At 38.5% G+C, this 17,517-nt stretch carries 14 protein-coding genes; all 14 read left to right on the top strand.

From position 1 onward, the window contains the following. Nucleotides 1-89: 89 nt before the first annotated feature. The 14 genes from GVN22_RS19905 (at nt 90) to GVN22_RS19840 (ending at nt 17,456) form a co-directional block, all read left to right on the top strand. Nucleotides 90-1,505 (top strand): TolC family protein, encoded by a 1,416-nt coding sequence (locus tag GVN22_RS19905; RefSeq protein ID WP_166552764.1) that lies wholly within the window; start codon nt 90-92, stop codon nt 1,503-1,505. 61 nt (nt 1,506-1,566) lie between these two features. Further along, nucleotides 1,567-4,776, top strand: coding sequence for an efflux RND transporter permease subunit (locus GVN22_RS19900; RefSeq protein WP_166552763.1), 3,210 nt, complete (start codon nt 1,567-1,569; stop codon nt 4,774-4,776). A 26-nt stretch (nt 4,777-4,802) separates the two neighbouring features. After that, the gene (locus GVN22_RS19895) at nt 4,803-5,900 is read left to right on the top strand and encodes an efflux RND transporter periplasmic adaptor subunit (RefSeq protein WP_166552762.1); all 1,098 of its coding nucleotides are present in this window, start codon (nt 4,803-4,805) and stop codon (nt 5,898-5,900) included. A gap of 82 nt (nt 5,901-5,982) precedes the next feature. Further along, entirely contained in the window at nt 5,983-6,531 is a 549-nt protein-coding gene (locus tag GVN22_RS19890) for a hypothetical protein (RefSeq protein ID WP_166552761.1), read from the top strand. Nucleotides 6,532-6,643: 112 nt separating this feature from the next. Further along, entirely contained in the window at nt 6,644-7,690 is a 1,047-nt protein-coding gene (locus GVN22_RS19885) for a c-type cytochrome (protein ID WP_166552760.1), read from the top strand. 144 nt (nt 7,691-7,834) lie between these two features. Further along, nucleotides 7,835-8,185, top strand: coding sequence for a DsrE family protein (locus GVN22_RS19880; RefSeq protein WP_205690977.1), 351 nt, complete (start codon nt 7,835-7,837; stop codon nt 8,183-8,185). A 370-nt stretch (nt 8,186-8,555) separates the two neighbouring features. After that, nucleotides 8,556-9,917: a hypothetical protein gene (locus GVN22_RS19875; protein WP_166552758.1), complete on the top strand. Its 1,362-nt coding sequence runs from the start codon at nt 8,556-8,558 to the stop codon at nt 9,915-9,917. Between the two features lie 216 nt (nt 9,918-10,133). Further along, nucleotides 10,134-10,343, top strand: a complete 210-nt coding sequence (locus GVN22_RS19870; RefSeq protein ID WP_205690976.1) for a DUF6132 family protein — start codon at nt 10,134-10,136, stop codon at nt 10,341-10,343. 103 nt (nt 10,344-10,446) lie between these two features. After that, nucleotides 10,447-11,331, top strand: a complete 885-nt coding sequence (locus tag GVN22_RS19865) for an alpha/beta hydrolase family protein (RefSeq protein ID WP_166552757.1) — start codon at nt 10,447-10,449, stop codon at nt 11,329-11,331. 150 nt (nt 11,332-11,481) lie between these two features. Beyond that, the gene (locus GVN22_RS19860; RefSeq protein ID WP_166552756.1) at nt 11,482-12,711 is read left to right on the top strand and encodes a hypothetical protein; all 1,230 of its coding nucleotides are present in this window, start codon (nt 11,482-11,484) and stop codon (nt 12,709-12,711) included. Between the two features lie 218 nt (nt 12,712-12,929). Further along, nucleotides 12,930-13,616: a response regulator transcription factor gene (locus tag GVN22_RS19855; protein ID WP_205690975.1), complete on the top strand. Its 687-nt coding sequence runs from the start codon at nt 12,930-12,932 to the stop codon at nt 13,614-13,616. Further along, nucleotides 13,613-14,983, top strand: coding sequence for a HAMP domain-containing sensor histidine kinase (locus GVN22_RS19850; RefSeq protein WP_166552755.1), 1,371 nt, complete (start codon nt 13,613-13,615; stop codon nt 14,981-14,983). The genes GVN22_RS19855 and GVN22_RS19850 overlap by 4 nt, the downstream gene beginning before the upstream one ends. 152 nt (nt 14,984-15,135) lie before the next feature. Continuing rightward, nucleotides 15,136-16,386, top strand: a complete 1,251-nt coding sequence (locus GVN22_RS19845) for a TolC family protein (RefSeq protein WP_205690974.1) — start codon at nt 15,136-15,138, stop codon at nt 16,384-16,386. Then, a complete protein-coding gene (locus GVN22_RS19840) occupies nt 16,386-17,456 on the top strand; it encodes an efflux RND transporter periplasmic adaptor subunit (RefSeq protein WP_166552754.1) in 1,071 nt (356 codons plus the stop codon). Before GVN22_RS19845 ends, GVN22_RS19840 begins: the two co-directional genes overlap by 1 nt. Nucleotides 17,457-17,517: the final 61 nt, after the last annotated feature.

The raw sequence follows: 17,517 nt of genomic DNA, 5'->3' as shown, positions 1-17,517 counted from the left end.
TCCCTATTTCTTTAATCTCTTTTTAATGTCTCTCTCAGAAGGCTCTTAGTCGTGGCATATACCTTTGATTCATAAACCAATCAGAGATTATGGATAAAAGAGTATTTGTCTATTGGGGAATAGGTCTGCTAATGTGCTGTACGATAGGATATTCTCAAAATAGTCCCAACAATTTAAGTATTCAACAAGCCGTCGAAACAGCAACTGCCAACTATCCAACGATACGTGCCAAGATGTTGGCAATGGACGCAAACGAACGTGATGCCGAAGCCAAAAAGTTGAACTATACCATGCCTTCGGTAGTGTTTCAGGCGCAAACCTTGTTTGCGAGTTCTAATCAGGTAAGAGGAACTTATTTTTCTAATGAGGGTGCCGCTATTCCGTCTTCGGGGACTACCAATATCGATGGATTTGCTTCAGAACCAGTATTTAGCAGTTTTACCACCATTTTGACGAGCTATAAACTAGCCACTTTTGGAAAAAAAGAAGCCGACTTAAAAGTAGCTAATGCCAGTATTCAGCAGGCTAAATTGGATTACGAAAAGGAAGTCTATGTACATAAAGCAAAAGTATCGGATGCTTATATTCTGAGTTTGGTGTTCCAAGAGGCTACCAAAATTCAACAAAAAAATCTGGAACGAGCACAGGCTTTTTACCAAACGATCAAAGCCAATGCCATTGCGGGCTTACGTGCAGGTGTAGATACTTCTTTGGCAGTTGCAGATATTGCCAAAGCTAAAATCTTACTGATAGAAAGTCAAAAACTGGCAGAGCAGCAAAAAGTGAGATTGGCAGAATTATTAGGTTTACCACAAAACCAATATCAGTTACTCGATACCAAATTGGATGGTACTCAGCCCTTTGCTTTAGCCAATAATTCTTCCGATAATCTTAATAATCACCCTATCCTTAGGTTTTTTGAAGCAAGGATAAATACCTCAACGCTCAAGATCAATAGTATCCAAAAATCGTATTTACCTGCCATTATGGCTCGTGGGGCGGTATGGGCAAAGGGTTCGGGGATTGAAGATCATTTGGGTGCCGATGGCAATTATGTCTATAATCAGTCGCTTTCGGGACTTGGCTTTAGAGCCTATAATTATATGTTGGGTTTGACTACCGTCTGGAATATGTCTGATATTTTCAGAATCAAAAAAGAAGCATCTGCCCAACATTCACTTAGTCAGGTTTATCAGAAAGAAAGAGATGAAGCAACTATCAAAATTCAATCAGAAGTAGCACAGTCGGCTATCGAATACCAAAAAGCAAAGGAAGTTTTTGAACAAATTCCATTGCAATTGACCTCCGCCAAAGCTGCTTATGCTCAGGCACAGTCACGCTACCAAGCGGGTTTGGGGACTATTCTGGAAGTAACTCAAACCCAAATGATTCTAAATCGTGCCGAAATAGACGAAATCGTGGCACGAAATAATGTTTGGAGGGCAGTGCTGCATCAATATGCTTCAAAAGGTGAACTAAGTGTTTTTCTCAATCAATTTAACTAAAGAATTCGAGCGATAGGGTTTTGATAATTTCAATCACCTATCAACTCAATGATGATAAAATATGGACAAATTACTCACAGGAGCCTTATCGAAACCCATAACTGTCATTGTGGCAATTCTTGGGCTGACGATTTTTTCGATTTTGGCTTTATTCAAAATACCCATTGATATTTTCCCAAAACTGAATTTGCCAACTATTTATATTGCGCAACCCTACGGTGGAATGACGCCCGCCCAGTTGGAGGGCTTCATTTCTACCCGTTACCAAAACCAAATGTTGTATGTCTCGGGGGTAAAAGATATTGAAGTACGAAATGTACAGGGGCTATGTATTGTGAAGTTGACTTTTTACGAAAATGTAAACATGGCGCAGGCAGCAGGGGAGGTTGCCAACAACGTAAACCGATCATTAAACTATATGCCTCCAGGGACAGTTCCCCCAACAGTAGTACGTTTTGATGCGACTAATTTGCCTGTAGGTCAGTTAGTTTTTAGTAGTAAAAAAGCAGATTTGAATGAGCTACAAGATTTGGCGTCTACCAAAATTCGTCCCTTATTTTCTCAAATTCCTGGGGCTTCTTCACCTTCACCTTTTGGCGGTAACGAACGTACTGTTGTGGTGAGAGTAGATCCCGAAGCAATGCGTAGTTATCAGCTAACACCTGATGAAATTGTGCAGTCGGTGGTTAAAAACAACCAAATTTCACCTGCTGGGAACGTACGTGTGGGCGACTATACCTATATGACGCCAATCAACTCGGTGATGAAACATGTAGAGGACTTTTTGAATGTGCCAATCAAAAGATTAACGGGTACTACCGTTTTCTTGCGAGATGTAGCCTCAGTCGAAGATGCTGCCGATGTCACTGTAGGATATGCCTTAGTAGATGGTAAACGTTCGGTGTATATTCCCCTTACCAAGACTTCAGATGCGTCAACGATGAGTGTAGTAAGAGCTTTGAAGGCAAAAATGCCAGAAATGCAATCACTTTTACCGGACTATGTAGAGCTAAAATATGTCTTTGACCAGTCGGTGTATGTGACCAATGCGGTCGAAAGTTTAGGAACAGAAGGTTTGATTGGAGCATTGTTGACGGGTTTGGTAGTATTACTTTTCTTGGGTGATTTAAGAAGCTCACTTGTGGTTATCATCACGATTCCGACCTCATTGCTAGTAGCAATTTTGGCGCTGAATTTAGTAGGTGAAACCATCAATATCATGACTTTGTCTGGGCTTGCTTTGGCTATTGGTATCTTGGTTGATCAAGCTACCGTAGTAATCGAAAATATTCACCAACATTTGGAAATGGGCAAATCTAAAGCTTGGGCTATTTTGGATGCCACTCGTGAAGTTTCGTTTCCCTTGGTTTTGATTACACTTTGTATTTTGGCAGTTTTTGCTCCTGCTCTATTGATGACAGGCGTTCCCAAAGGAATGTTTATGCCTTTGTCGTTAGCGGTTGGCTTTTCGATGATTGCGTCATTTATTTTTTCACAAACACTCGTTCCAGTATTGGCAAACTGGTGGCTAAAAGGACATGACCATGCTAGTAAGCATGAAAAGAAAATATTGAATGATTTGGATAGTCCACACGAAGAGGCTATGGAAGAGTACGAAGAAAAACATCCAGAAAAAACTTCAGGATTTGAGAAATTCAAACTGGGTTATCTACGACTCTTAGAAAGTTTGATGAATCAGAAAAAGGCTTTAATTCTCGGCTACCTTGTTGTGACGATTGGTGTTGTTGTGGTTGGTTTTATGAAAATTGGAAAAGATATGATGCCCAAACTCAACCACTCTCACCAATTTCAGGTAAGAATTATTGGACAACAAGGTAAACGCATTGAACGTACCGAATTAGCCGTAAAACAGGTTATAGGCATTATTAAAAGCATTGTTCAAGATAAGAATATTGAAATTTCTTCGGCATTTGTTGGTATGACGCCGTCTAGTTATGGAACAAGTTCCTTGTATGTATTCAATGCAGGTCCTCACGAGGCGACGCTTCAAGTCAATATTGCGAAGGAATACGAAATGACTTCATTAGATAATCTAAAAGATGAAATTCGTAAAAAGGTGCGTGAACAATTATCAGGTGTAAATGTGTCTTTTGAGCCTATTGATTTAACGGATAAAATTATGAGTCAAGGTTCGTTAACGCCGATTGAGGTGAGAATAGGAGGAAAGGATTTGAAAGATGGGCAAAAGTATGCCAATCAACTAATCACTGAATTAAAGAAGATTTCATACCTCCGTGATATTCGTATCAACCAACCATTGAACTATCCAAGTTTTGATATTAAAATAGATCGAGTTCGTTTGGCTCAGTTTGGACTGACCGCCGATATGGTATCCAAATCGGTTGTAGCAGCCACCTCTTCGAGCCGTTTTACAGCCAAAAACTTTTGGTTAGACGAGAAGAAAGGATATGCTTATCAGGTACAAGTAGCTTTACCTGAGTACGAAATGTCTTCGGTACAGGATATGGAAAATATTCCACTGATTTCGGGACAATTACGACCAACCTTGGGAGATGTTGCTACGATTACGCCAACAACAATTCCCGGAGAATACGACCGTGTAGGTCCTCGACGCATCGTAACCGTTTCGGCTAATATCCATCAGGTTGATTTGGGTACAGCGACTGTCGATGTTAATCGTGCTATTGCTCAAGCAGGTGAAACGCCCAAAGGAACTATCGTAGAATTGAAAGGAATGGCGAAGCTTTTAGAAGAAACCCTTCAAAGCTTAAGTTCTGGCTTAGCACTAGCTATTGTGGTGATTTTCTTGTTGCTAGCGGCTAATTACCAATCTTTTAAGGTGTCAGGCGTGGTATTAGTGACTGTCCCTGCTGTATTGGCGGGTTCGATTTTGATTCTTTTGGCAACTGGAAGCACGCTCAATCTACAATCCTACATGGGGATTATTATGTCGGTGGGAGTATCGGTTGCCAATGCACTTTTATTGGTAACGAATGCCGAAACACTTCGATTAAGCTACAAAGATTCATATCAAGCTGCCAAAGTAGCAGGAGCCGTTCGTTTACGACCGATTTTGATGACTTCTATCGCCATGGTCGTAGGGATGATTCCGATGGCAAGTGGTATGAGCGAGTCAGGTGAACAAAGTGCACCACTTGGGCGAGCAGTTATTGGAGGTTTGGTTGCGTCAACTTTTGCTGCCTTGTTGGTATTGCCTGTTGTATTTGCAGCCGTTCAGAAAAATAGCTCGTTAGTATCACCTTCGTTAAATCCTGAGGATAAAAATTAGTATTCAGATTCAAAATATTGAACGTTATGAAACTCTCACATCTTATCATATTAGCGGCTTTGACAAGCCAACTTTTATTGGATTCTTGCACCCAATCCAAATCAGAACCTATCAGCTCTAATACCGAAGAGCAAGTGATATATCCTGTCATTAAGGTAGAAAGCGCTAAGCCTAGCCAAGAATTACAAATTCCTGGCGAATTAGAAAGCTACTTTGAAACCGACCTTTTCCCTAAAGTAAATGGATATATCAAAAGAATTCATGTGGATATTGGCGACCGTGTGAGCACTGGGCAAGTATTGGCCGTACTCGATGCTCCCGAACTAAGTTTGCAATTAGCGGAGGCTACTGCCAAAATGCGTTCGGCTGAGTCGCAGCTCAATACGAGCAAATCGGTTTATAAAAGATTGCAAAAAGCCAATCAAACCCCTGGGACAGTTTCGCCTAATGATTTGGATATTGCTCATTCAAAGATTGTGTCGGATAGTTTGACTTGGTTAGGAACAAAAGCTGTTTATCAATCCATTCAAGTGATGACTGAATATCTATCCATCAAAGCACCATTTGATGGCGTAGTTGCCGAACGTCGTTTGTCGCCTGGGGCTTTTGTCGGACCTAATGATAAAAGTGCTGTCGCTATTTTTAAAATCAAACAAGAAAATAGACTTCGTTTAAGAATTCCAGTGCCTGAACGTTACATCAGTGCCATTCGCTTGAATCAACCTATCTCTTTTTCAGTAATGAATTTGCCAGACAAGCAGTTTACAGGAAAAGTAAGTCGTATATCACATAACGTTAATAAACAAACTCGCTCCGAACTCATCGAAATTGATGTTCAGAATCCTCAATTGCAGTTGGTATCGGGTACCTATACACAAGTGACTTTGCCTTTTCAGCGCAATACGACTAGCCTTACTGTACCTAGTTCGGCAGTAGCTACTACCTTAGAAAAATGCTTTGTCGTAAAAGTAGAAAACGGAATAGCTTCATGGGTTGAAGTAAAAAAAGGCATAGAAGCAGAGGGAAAAGTAGAAATTTTTGGTGACATCAAATCTGGCGATACGGTGCTCAAAACGGCATCTGACGAAATACCGAATGGCGTAGCTGTAAAAACGAAATTATAAGAAAAGCACTGGTCGAGTAATCTGTTTAGTAAAAACGACCAGTGCTCCAAAATACTTACCAACAATTTAATAAAACAAAACTATGAGAACCATTATTTCACTTTTGCTTTTAAGCCTGTTGACATTTCAGACTAAAGCTGGAAAACAACCCAAAGGCAATCATATTTCAAGAGTTTTGGGTAATAGTAAAGATATTGCCTTGCCAAATATTGCCACGCAAGACATCCGTTCGGTGGACTGGAAAGCGAGTAAAGGGGCGATAGAAGTGCATATCAAAGATGGGCAAACTCAAATATTGGACATACATCATTTTTGGGGTTATCAGCAAGAAGATAAAGACGTGTATCGTTTTTTTGAAGGTAACTTTTACAAGGTTGAACAATTAGGGAAACTTGTAGTTTATTCACAAGAAAACTATGTAGGTGATACCAACAATACCCTTTATTATTTTAGTGAAACGCCTGATTCTCCGATTTTATGGATGTCTCGCCAAAATTTAAAAATGGTTTTTCATGATAAAAGTTGTGTGCTTGAACAACTTGAAAAACTTCCTTGGACAAAACCTATTGCTGCCTATTCCAAAAAAGATAAAAGCTTTATGATTGAGCATTGGTTGGAAGATTGTCAATAGTTTGGGTATTTGTGACAGATGTTACAGAATACCAAGAATCACTCTGCTAACTTTGAAATACATTGATTGATTAAATAAGACAATTCTAAATTCACTCATTTAGTTTAAAGTTATGCAGAGCAATATCGAAAATTCTTTGGGTTTCTCTACCAAAATGATGCTAGGACTGGTTTCTGTTCTAGTTGTTTTGGTTTTTACGGTTTTAGGTTTAGTGATAAATGAAAAACCATCAAGTAGTTCCAACTCAACAGACTCACTTTTAGTAAAAAACTATCAAGCTCCAGATTCCAATTTTACACACTTGTGGGAAGCCCCTGCCGATTGGCGATTAGCTCAACTCGATAAAAATCAGCGTGATTTGATTCACTATGGGAAAGATTTGATTGCTAATACTGCTGAATATTTAGGCCCCAATGGCACAGTATCTCATATTTCTAATGGAATGAATTGTCAAAATTGCCATTTGAATGCGGGTACTAAGGCATGGGGAAACAACTATTTTGCAGTGGCATCTACCTATCCCAAATTTCGTGCTCGTTCAGGAAAACTTGAATCGAAAGAGAAACGAATTAATGATTGTTTTGAGAGAAGTTTGAATGGAAAAGCATTGGATTCGACTAGTAAAGAAATGCGTGCAATGGTGGCATATATGGACTGGATAGGCTCCGACGTAGAGAAAAAACATACGCCAAAGGGCACGGGTATTTTCAAATTAAAACTACTCCAACGAGCAGCTGACCCTACAAAAGGTGAGGAAGTTTACACCCAAAAATGCCAAAGTTGTCACCAGACAAATGGGCAAGGAATATTGGCTGAAGGAGGGAAGAAATTTACCTATCCTCCGCTTTGGGGCAAAAACAGTTATAATGATGGCGCAGGTTTGTATCGCTTGTCCAACTTGGCTGGCTATGTCAAATACAATATGCCTTTAGGTGTTACTTACCAGAATACCCAACTGAGCGACGAGGAGGCTTGGGATGTTGCTGCGTATATCAACTCACAAACCAGACCGCATAAAGATTTGAGTCAAGATTGGCCTAAAATTGCTGAGAAACCATTTGATCATCCTTTTGGTCCTTATACTGACCCTTTTTCAGAACTGCAACATAAATACGGTCCTTTCAAAGCTATTAAAGACTGGAAGCAGAAAAGAAATTAGTTAACTTTAAGCGCTTCTGTTCACAAGTTAGTCTTCAATATTTTAAACTCAAATTACTCTATAACAATGAAAAAAATACTTTTTTGGGCATTGGCTTTCTGGTGCATACCTAGCCTTCCCTCGTTTTCACAAAAAACTAAAAAAATGAAAGAACACGCGATTGTATTTCATCTAGCAACACCCGACACAGCGGCTTATCGCGCATTGACCAAACAATTAAATAACGTTTTGGAAGTTTGGCCAACCGCCAAGTTAGAGGTAGTTGTACACAATAAGGGTATTGGATTTATGAAAAAAGAAGGGAATGTTCTCACTCCTCAAATAGAAGCACTCACCCAAAAAGGCGTTGTTTTTGCGGTTTGTGAAAATACCATGAAATCCCAGAAAATAACTAAAGACCAAATTCTAACTGTAGCTCAATACGTTCCTGTTGCACTAATCGAATTAGCACTTAAACAAGAAGAAGGCTGGTCGTATATAAAGGCAGGATTTTAAGCTATTGCGGATTGGAGATTTCTGATTTCGGAAATATGAGAGGTAGCCTCTACAACAACATTCTTGAAAAAAATCTTCTTTGAGCGCCGTAAGTGTGACAGAAAGCGAGCTAGATTGCTTTCTGTCACACTTACGGCGCTCTTTTTGTGGTTCAGGAAAATGTTCAATATTACCAAACTATCGTGCCTACAGAGCTACTGTTAAAGTGGTGCCTCTTGAGAATTCTCAAGTAAAAAGGCAAATTATTAACGCATAATGCCTACAGCTCTGCGCCTACAGCAAAATCTTCCTAAAATTTCTTCTGTAACAAATATCACTTTTTAACATTTTTCTCTTTGATAATTTTGGGCATACTTAATCACTTAGATGTATGCGTAATATTTTTCAAATAGTCATTTTCTTTATTTTTCCATTGTTTTTACAGGCACAAACGGATAGTAGTTTTGTCGGAGCATTGTCCAAAGGAAATATTACAGGTCAAGTCAGATTGATGTCCATTTCGACTTGGAATAAGGACGAACTCAGCGATTATTCGGCTGGCGCTATTGGACTTACGCTTGGTTATCAAACTTTATCATTCAAGGGTTTTCGATTAGCTATTTCAGGTAGCTTGACGCAACAGATATATGCTCCTAATTTTTCTATTCCAGACCTTAAGAGTCTTCAGTTAAATCGTTATGAGTGGGGGATGTTTGATTTTACCAATCCTAACAATAAGGATATGCTTTTGCGTTTACAGGAACTCAATTTGCAGTATCGCACCAAGAAAGTCCAAGCATTGGTGGGTAATTATATTCCTCAAAATATCTTCTTAAATGCCCAAGACGGACGCATGAGTCCAACCTTGGTGCAAGGACTTTACCTTAAATATATTCCAAGTAGTAAGTGGCAAATTGGTCTTGAAGCAATTACGGGCATAAACCCAAGGTCGGCCGTAAAATGGGTTTATGTGGCAAACTCCTTTGGGATTTATCCTGTAGGGTTAAATCCAGATGGTACCAAATCGCAATATGCGGGTCATACCACCACCAAGGGTATCGGTATTGCGGAAGTAATGTTTAAACCAAATTCAAAGTGGCAAATCTTGGCGAGTGATATTTTAGTCGAAAATGTTTTTCATACGGCCTATCTCAAAACAGAATACCGCAAATCTATTTGGAACAACCAACAGTTAATGTTGGGAGGATTGCTAGCAACCCAGCGACAGCTTGGCAATGGAGGGAGCGATGTAGCTAGTCAGGTATATTTTACTAAAGAAAATAAGCCTGTTATTATTAATGTCAGATTAGGTTTGAAAGATAAAAAATGGGAAGGCTCACTCAATTTCGGGCGTATTACCGCACAAGGACGTTATCAGATGCCACGTGAATGGGGCGTAGAGCAATTTTATACTTTTATTCCCAGAGAGCGCAATGAAGGTTCAGGAGATGTATGGGCGTATACCGCCAAATATGCTTATACTTTCTCCAAAAATTGGAAGCTTGAGACTGCCTATGGGTATTATAACATGCCAGATGTAAAAGATACTCGACTGAATAAATATGGCGTTCCAGATTATTCGCATACGATGCTTAATGTGCAGTATAGTTTTCTGGGAAATTTGAAAGGACTAAGCCTGCAAGCGCTCGGCATATACAAAGCAAATCAGGGCTTGGTCTATGACAATCTCAAATATGTCCAAAACAAAGTGGATATGAGCCAGTTGAATTTGGTGGTTAATTATAAATGGTAAGTAATTTAATTTGAAAATTTGAGAATTTGAAGATTTGAAAATGGATTTATAAATAATTAATAGTCAATGTTTTAATTTTTTAATGGGGCTTTTCTAGGAGTTTTGTTTTGTTCAGAGGCATTCCCATCATCCGCATTTTAACGTAGTGGCAACCCTTGGGTTGCCATCACAACTAATTCACAATTCGAGATTCACAATTCAAAATTGACACATGGTATGGAAAATAAAATGAGATTTTTACCTAACAAATGGAAAGTATTTGGCGCCTTAATCGGTGCTATTGGAGGATATTTTTATTGGTCAGAAATTGGTTGTTTGACAGGTACTTGTCCGCTCAAATCGCAGTGGCAAACGATGGTGCCGTATGGTGCAATACTCGGTTTTACGATTTCTGGAATCATAACTGATATTTTGAAAAAGAAATAAAAGTCTACAAAAATTGCTTGAGGCAAATGGGGAAAGAGAATTGTTATGATTTATCCTTAAATTGTACAAAAAATACCTTCTTTTCACATTTATTCTATTCATTATGTTATTATCCAAAAAACTTAAACTTGTGCTTGTAGGCGTGTTTTCACTGCTTACATCAGTATCTTTCGCTTCGACCGTTGATAGTTTGGATGTACCAAGCACTGCCATGAACAAAACTTACAAGGCAGCTGTGGTACTACCCAACTCCTACGCCAAAAACAAAGCTTCTTATCCTGTGCTTTATTTGCTTCATGGAGGAGGCGGACATTTTAGGGACTGGCTAACGTCTACGCCTGATAAGATGCTGGTCAAAAACTTGGCAGACCAATACAATATGATTATCGTAATGCCCGAAGGTGAAACTTTTGGCTGGTATTTAGATAGTCCTTACGACGCCACAAACAAATTTGAAACCTATATTACCAAAGAGGTCATTCAAAAAATAGATAACACCTACCGAACGGTTAAGGATAAAAAAGGAAGAGTTATCACTGGTTTATCGATGGGTGGTCACGGTGCCATGTATTTGTCTACTCGCCATCCCGAATTGTTTGCTGCCGCAGGAACGATGAGTGGTGCTATGGATATGAATTATACCAAATTCAAAATCAATGAGGCTTTTACCCAATCGCTCAAAGATAGATTCCAGAAATTACTGGGAACTTCGGATGTAAGTCAGGAAGTATTTTTCAAAAATTCCGTCGTGAATATGGCAGAAACAATTAAAGCCAATAATCTGCCAGTGACAATTGATTGTGGTGTCGATGATTTTTTGATAGAAGTAAATCGTGAATTGCATCGACGTTTAGTCTACAACGGAACGCCTCACGATTACACTGAGCGCCCAGGTGCACATACGTGGGAGTATTGGCAAAATTCTTTGCCGTATCATGTATTGTTTTTTCATAAAGTTTTAAAAACAAACGGTGTAACTGTAGAATAGAAAAACGTATAACCGCCTCAAAGATTTGCTTTTGAGGCGGTTTGCGTTATCATCGGTTTCATTTGCCCATTTGAAAATATTCTACTACCTTCAAGCACATAAAATACGTTTACTAATTCCTATTTTAATAATTTCTACCCAACATCTACCATGAGAACAAACACCAGCCTATCATTTATCAGTCTACTATTGCTGTTATTTTCATTTAAAACTAGCTTTGGACAATATGGTATTCGAGCCGACGGAGTAGTTTATGTCAAGAACCGAGAAGCGCCTATCAAAGGATCAATCAAGTTTACAGATCATTACACCAAAGTGTCGATTTTAAAAGAAAACGAGCAATATACAACCTTGCCAATTTCACAAATCGATTCAGTCAAAACGGAAGGCAAGTATCTATTTGTAGTCAAAGAGTTTAAAGAAAATCCAATTTTACTAGAAGCGAGTGTCATTGCACCTGTGTCACTATTTTTCAGTAGAAAATTACAGTTGTATTTTTACTCAAAAGGTAAAGAAGTTGTCCTGATTCCTAAAGAAAAACTTCGAGGATATTTGCTCGTCTTTTTTCCAGATTTTTCTTACACTCCCAAATTGAGATCAGCAGGCTATCAGAAAATAAAATACAAGGAAGAGTACCTGTCGCAACTGGTTACAACCTACAACGAGGAGATTTATCCAAAATATTATCCTAAGGTTTACCCGTTGCCGAGTCAGAGATTAAAGGCTTCTATTTCGCCTTACTTGGGTGTTGCAACAAGTGCACATAGCCTTTCATATTCGCATACAACTGATGTTCTTTATTATGACATCAATGCTCAACCTCAATTTGGAATCAATGCCGAATTTGAAGGAAGAAGTAGAATCTCATTTGGTGTGGATGTTTTTTGGACAAAAATCTATGGCGAAATACCCTATAAATTAGGAGTGCCCTACACCAGCATGGAAGAAAAATATCAATACAATAGTGTAGGGGAATTTGATATTTCTGGCATAGGTATAGATACCAAATTTAAGTATGCATTGAGTGACTTGAACAATACCAAACATCAGTTTAAGATATTTATTGGACCATCATTTTTTGTTCCAATGGGGGGCAAAATGACAGCTTATAGTACAATTCCTCGTTATGTGGCTCCCGATGTAATTTATAAACCAGAATTATATAGAGAAGATACAAAACCGAATTTGAATGTTTTTTATGGGCTCAATATTGGGGTAGATAGTCGATGGAAAATGACTCCAAAATATGATTTGCACATAGAAGCTAAAGCAAAATATTTACAAATGCCAAGGTTTGATTCCAGACTGATAGGGGCATCTATAAGCTTTCAAACCAGCACTTTTCAGCTTGATTTAGCAATGTTCCTTTCAAAACGGTAGAATCACGATTGTAGATTTCGTAAATGAGGTTGTATTTCTTCAATTTTTGAAAAGAATAAACTATACTTCCGAAACCCAACATCCGACATCTGAAATAATTACTTCTAGCGGGCTTTCAAAAGAAGTAAAATAACGCTTGTTTATCCAAAAAATTAATTAATCCAACGGGTATTCAAGCGTTTCTCCTTACTTTCGTAGTCAAATAAAAGGCATTAAACATGATGGATATTCTAGTAATTGAAGACGATTTAAGAGTTTCGGAGCTAATCAAGCGAGGTTTGGAGGAGCAAGGTTTTTCGGCTACAGTAGCGTACGATGGTGTTATGGGGAAAAAATTAGCCCTTCAGCATCCTTATGAGTTGATTATTACAGATATTATTTTGCCTAAGATGGATGGTCTCGAATTGTGTAAGCAATTGCGAGAAGCAAACCTCGAAATTCCTATTATCATGCTCACTGCCTTGGGTACTACCGACGACAAACTCGAAGGCTTTGATGCTGGTGCTGATGATTATTTGGTAAAGCCATTTGAAATAAGAGAACTGATGGCGCGTATTCGAGTGCTTCTCAAACGTCAAAGCAAAACTCCACAGACTTACAGCAATGTGCTCAAATACGATGAGTTAGAATTGAATCTCCAAAACAAAACTGTGAAAAGGGGAGAGGTAGATATCGATTTAACTCCCAAGGAATTTAAGTTGCTAGAATATTTACTTCAAAATCCAGAAAGAGTCCTTTCTAGAACTGAAATTGCAGAAAAAGTTTGGGATACTCATTTTGATACGGGTACGAATTTTATCGATGTGTATATAAATTATCTTAGAAAAAAGATTGATAAAAGTTTTGAGAAAAAATTGATTCACACCAAATCAGGAATGGGCTTTATTCTTAAATCAGACTTATGAAAATTCGGACCAAAATTAGCCTTTTGTTTATCTTTTTGTCAGTTATTATTTTGTTTGCTTTTGCAAGCTTGATATACCTTTCTGCCAAAAGAGATAGAGAAGTCCAGTTTTTTACCAGACTCAAAAAAGAGGCTGTAACGAAGGCTAACCTCTTTTTTGATGCCCAAGTAAGTGCCAAAACCCTCCAAAGAATCTACAAAAACAATCGCCAGACTATCAGTGAAGTGGAGGTAGCGATTTATGATTCTACCTTTAACTTGGTATATCATGATGCCTCGGAACTGGATTTTGTGAAAGAAACCAAGGAAATGATGCATACCGTTTTTAGTAATGGACAAGTGCGTCTACAGAAAAATAATTGGGATATTATCGGTATTAAATACAAGTACGAAGGGAAAAAATATCTAGTAACAGCTGCCGCTTACGACCAGTTTGGCTACAATAAATTGCAAACACTTTTTGAAAGTACAATCGCTTTTTTTGTGCTTTCCATCATCATGATTTACATCATCGCTTATTTCTTTGCGCTTCATGTGCTTGACCCTATCAGAGAAATGACCGATAAAGCCAAACAAATTTCGGGTACCAATCTGGATCTTCGATTGGTGACTACACCAGACAAGGATGAATTAACAGAATTGGCCGAAACTTTCAATCAAATGCTAAATCGATTGGAAAATTCGTTTGATGCCCAAAAGAGCTTCGTCTCCAATATCTCTCATGAACTACGTACTCCACTGGCAGCTATCGTGGCAGAACTGGAACTAACTAGCGAAAAGGAACGCACAAATACCGAGTATAAATTGGCTATCCATAATGCCCTCAACGACGCCCGAAAAATGGTACGTTTGTCTAATAGCCTCCTCGATTTTGCCAAAGCAAGTTATGACCCTTCCGAAATATCATTTCGTCCTGTGAGAATCGACGAACTGATTTTGGATGCTTGTTTGTTGATTCAAAAATCAAATCCAGATTATAAGATTGATATTCATTTTGAAGAAGATTTTGAAGATGACGCCCAAATCTCAGTCAACGCCAACGAATATCTGCTCAAAACAGCTTTTGTGAATTTAATGGAAAATGGTTGTAAGTTTTCACCTGAAAAACAAATGTTGGTGTCAATCTTCTTCGATAAAAATGGTATTTTAGTCTCCTTTGAAGATCATGGAATAGGCATTTCAGAAAAAGACTTGGAAAGACTTTTTACACCTTTTTTTAGAGGAGAAAACAAAAGCCATGCCGATGGAAACGGCATAGGACTATCACTTACCAAACGTATCGTAGAACTACATGGCGGAACCATTCAGGTAAAGTCCATAAAAACTCAGGGAACAACATTTCTTGTCCATCTACCATATACCTATTAATTTCATCTATACCTTTTAGTGAAACAACTTATAATTCTTCTATTTTATCGCACTCTTCTAATAATTTTCTAATTTTTTTCTATTAGAGCTCTAACAGTCTTTCTTAATCGTAAAATATAGTTTTGTACCGCTATACGATGACCCTCAAAGCAATGATGAAGAGAATAAAAATAGTCCTTTTACTCTCGCTGGTAGTCGGCAAAGGTTATGCTCAAAATGTGATAAGCCTAACACAAGCCCTCAAAACTGCCACCGAGCAAAACCCCTATATGAAGGTGGGAGCTTTAGGGGTTGACGCATCCAGAGCCGATATTGTTACGGCTAAGCTGCGCCCCAACCCAATACTCAATAATCAGTCTTTACAGGCTCTTAGGCCTTCACAACTCGCCAATAATCCCAAATTGCTTACAGGTGAAAGTATGCAAACTTGGTGGCAGTTGACCAAAGAGATTCAGTTGAGCGGGCAACGTAAAAATCGTATCGATTATGCTAACCAAAATGTCAAATTAGCAGAAAAAGAATACGCCGAATTTCAACGTGGTCTTTATACAGACGTTGCGTTCAAATGGGTTGAGGCTTGGAATACAAGAAAGCAAATCGATTTATTAAAAACAGCCGTAAACAATATTGATACTTTGGTGACGATTAATAGCTACCGTTTCAAGAAACAAATTATTACTGAAACCGAGCTTTATCGTACTCAATTGATTGCCAAGCAATATAAAATTCAGATTTCTGAGCTAAATCAGGAGTTAAGACAGCAATTGAACGAACTACAATTGATGATTGGTGCCAAAGAAAATTTGTCTATTTCAACTAGTGCTGATCTTGGTGTTGATAGTTTTCTGAAAGTAGATTCCTTGCTTGCCGATGCCTACGCAAGTAGAACAGATTTACAGTATTTTCAAACGCGACAAAGCGTAATGGAGTCGAATATCAAGTTGCAACAATCTTTGGCTTTTCCTAAGACAGAGGCAGGGTTTATTTATAACCCACAAAATACATTGCCATATTTTGGGATTTATGCCACCGTAGAATTGCCATTTTTTGATAGAAATCAAGGCGAAATCAAAAAGGCAAAAGTGCAACGAGAACAAGCGCTTACACAAATTGAAGCCGTACAGAACACCATCCGAACTGAAGTTCAGAACGCAAGTTTGCAAAGAGAAACTAATCAAAATAATCTGAAGGGTTATGCTTTGATTACTGAGCAAGCCGATCAAATCTTGAAAAATGTTCGCTATTCCTATTCGGTGGGTGGTACCACAATTATCGACTTTTTGGAAGCACAAAGAAGTTGGCTTGAAACGCAGCAACAATATACCAATCTATTGCATAAGTATCACCAAAGCCAAATTCAGCTATTAAGTGTTACAGGTTTAATCAACAAATTGGCACAATAATGAAAAGAATCTTATTCATAGTATCTCTAGTTTCGCTTTCAATTTGGGGGTGCAAAAAAGAAACAAAGAATACCAACAACGATATTCAGTCGCCATCGGTATCTAAGGATGGTGTTACCATTTCGATTCCAGATAAACAAAGTGCTGCATTTTTCAAAACAGAAACTGTAGCTAGCTCACTTATTTCGGCAGACTTGACGGCCCCTGCGCAAGTAGTGGCAACGGTTGTGGCGGATAAAGTGGTTTTGTTTAGCAATCCTGATTTAACATCAGATTATACCGAACTCTTGAATCACCAGTCTGCTATTGCTCAACGCAAAGCAGTGGTATTGCAAAAACAATCTGTCATTGCTCAGAAAGACGCTATTATCAAACAAAAGCAAATTGAAATTGAGCGTTTTGAAGACTTGAAAGCTCATGGTTCTGCCACAGGCAAGGACGTTTCGGATGCTCGTACAGATAAGTTGTTGGCAGAAAGTGAAAAATCAATCGCACAATCAGAAAAAGCCAGTGCCGAAGCTGATTTGATTGCCGAACGCAGTTTGATTATTGAGCATAGTACCAATCTGAAAGTGGCAGGATTTGACCCAGAAACTTTAATTGATTCTCCTGTAGGAAATGGTTGGATTATCGCAGATGTTTCTGAAAACCAGATTCTTAAAATCCATAAAGGTGCAAAATGCCAAATTAGATTTACGGCCTATCCTGAAGAAAATCATGTGGGTATCGTCAATGGTATTGCAGATGTAATGGATAATACCAGCCACATGACTAAGGTAAGAATCTTGATTAATAACAAACAAGCTAAATTCCGTTCAGGGATGTTTGCTTTGGTTTCATTTGGGATTAGTGAAGGTCATTTTATCAGTGTAGATAAAAATGCGTTGATTACCGTTCAAGGTAAAAACTTTGTTTTTGTGAAAAAGGACAACAAAAGCTTTGAACGCAGAGAGGTACACACTGGACAACAAATTGGCGATCGTGTAATCATTTTTAGTGGTTTGCAAAACAACGAACAGGTAGTAAATACGGGTGCTATTCAGCTCAAAGGCTTGTCGTTTGGATATTAGAGGTTGCTCTTAGCTTGAATGTTTAAGTTAAAAGCTTGTTGAACGGGGTTTTTATAAAAGG

Source organism: Cellulophaga sp. BC115SP (genome assembly GCF_009905545.1).
In the GTDB taxonomy this organism is placed as follows: domain Bacteria; phylum Bacteroidota; class Bacteroidia; order Cytophagales; family Spirosomataceae; genus Flectobacillus; species Flectobacillus rivi.
The sequence above is the reverse complement of the archived record's forward strand: the minus strand, read 5'-3'. Positions and strand labels throughout refer to the sequence as shown.

What these genes read in the sequence shown, in the direction of transcription:
- GVN22_RS19865 (WP_166552757.1), top strand. Translation starts at nt 10,447, where the DNA reads ATGTTATTATCCAAAAAACTTAAACTTGTGCTTGTAGGCGTGTTTTCA.
- GVN22_RS19850 (WP_166552755.1), top strand. Translation starts at nt 13,613, where the DNA reads ATGAAAATTCGGACCAAAATTAGCCTTTTGTTTATCTTTTTGTCAGTT.
- GVN22_RS19845 (WP_205690974.1), top strand. Translation starts at nt 15,136, where the DNA reads ATGATGAAGAGAATAAAAATAGTCCTTTTACTCTCGCTGGTAGTCGGC.
- GVN22_RS19880 (WP_205690977.1), top strand. Translation starts at nt 7,835, where the DNA reads ATGAAAGAACACGCGATTGTATTTCATCTAGCAACACCCGACACAGCG.
- GVN22_RS19860 (WP_166552756.1), top strand. Translation starts at nt 11,482, where the DNA reads ATGAGAACAAACACCAGCCTATCATTTATCAGTCTACTATTGCTGTTA.
- GVN22_RS19870 (WP_205690976.1), top strand. Translation starts at nt 10,134, where the DNA reads ATGGAAAATAAAATGAGATTTTTACCTAACAAATGGAAAGTATTTGGC.
- GVN22_RS19875 (WP_166552758.1), top strand. Translation starts at nt 8,556, where the DNA reads ATGCGTAATATTTTTCAAATAGTCATTTTCTTTATTTTTCCATTGTTT.
- GVN22_RS19905 (WP_166552764.1), top strand. Translation starts at nt 90, where the DNA reads ATGGATAAAAGAGTATTTGTCTATTGGGGAATAGGTCTGCTAATGTGC.
- GVN22_RS19900 (WP_166552763.1), top strand. Translation starts at nt 1,567, where the DNA reads ATGGACAAATTACTCACAGGAGCCTTATCGAAACCCATAACTGTCATT.
- GVN22_RS19840 (WP_166552754.1), top strand. Translation starts at nt 16,386, where the DNA reads ATGAAAAGAATCTTATTCATAGTATCTCTAGTTTCGCTTTCAATTTGG.
- GVN22_RS19885 (WP_166552760.1), top strand. Translation starts at nt 6,644, where the DNA reads ATGCAGAGCAATATCGAAAATTCTTTGGGTTTCTCTACCAAAATGATG.
- GVN22_RS19890 (WP_166552761.1), top strand. Translation starts at nt 5,983, where the DNA reads ATGAGAACCATTATTTCACTTTTGCTTTTAAGCCTGTTGACATTTCAG.
- GVN22_RS19895 (WP_166552762.1), top strand. Translation starts at nt 4,803, where the DNA reads ATGAAACTCTCACATCTTATCATATTAGCGGCTTTGACAAGCCAACTT.
- GVN22_RS19855 (WP_205690975.1), top strand. Translation starts at nt 12,930, where the DNA reads ATGATGGATATTCTAGTAATTGAAGACGATTTAAGAGTTTCGGAGCTA.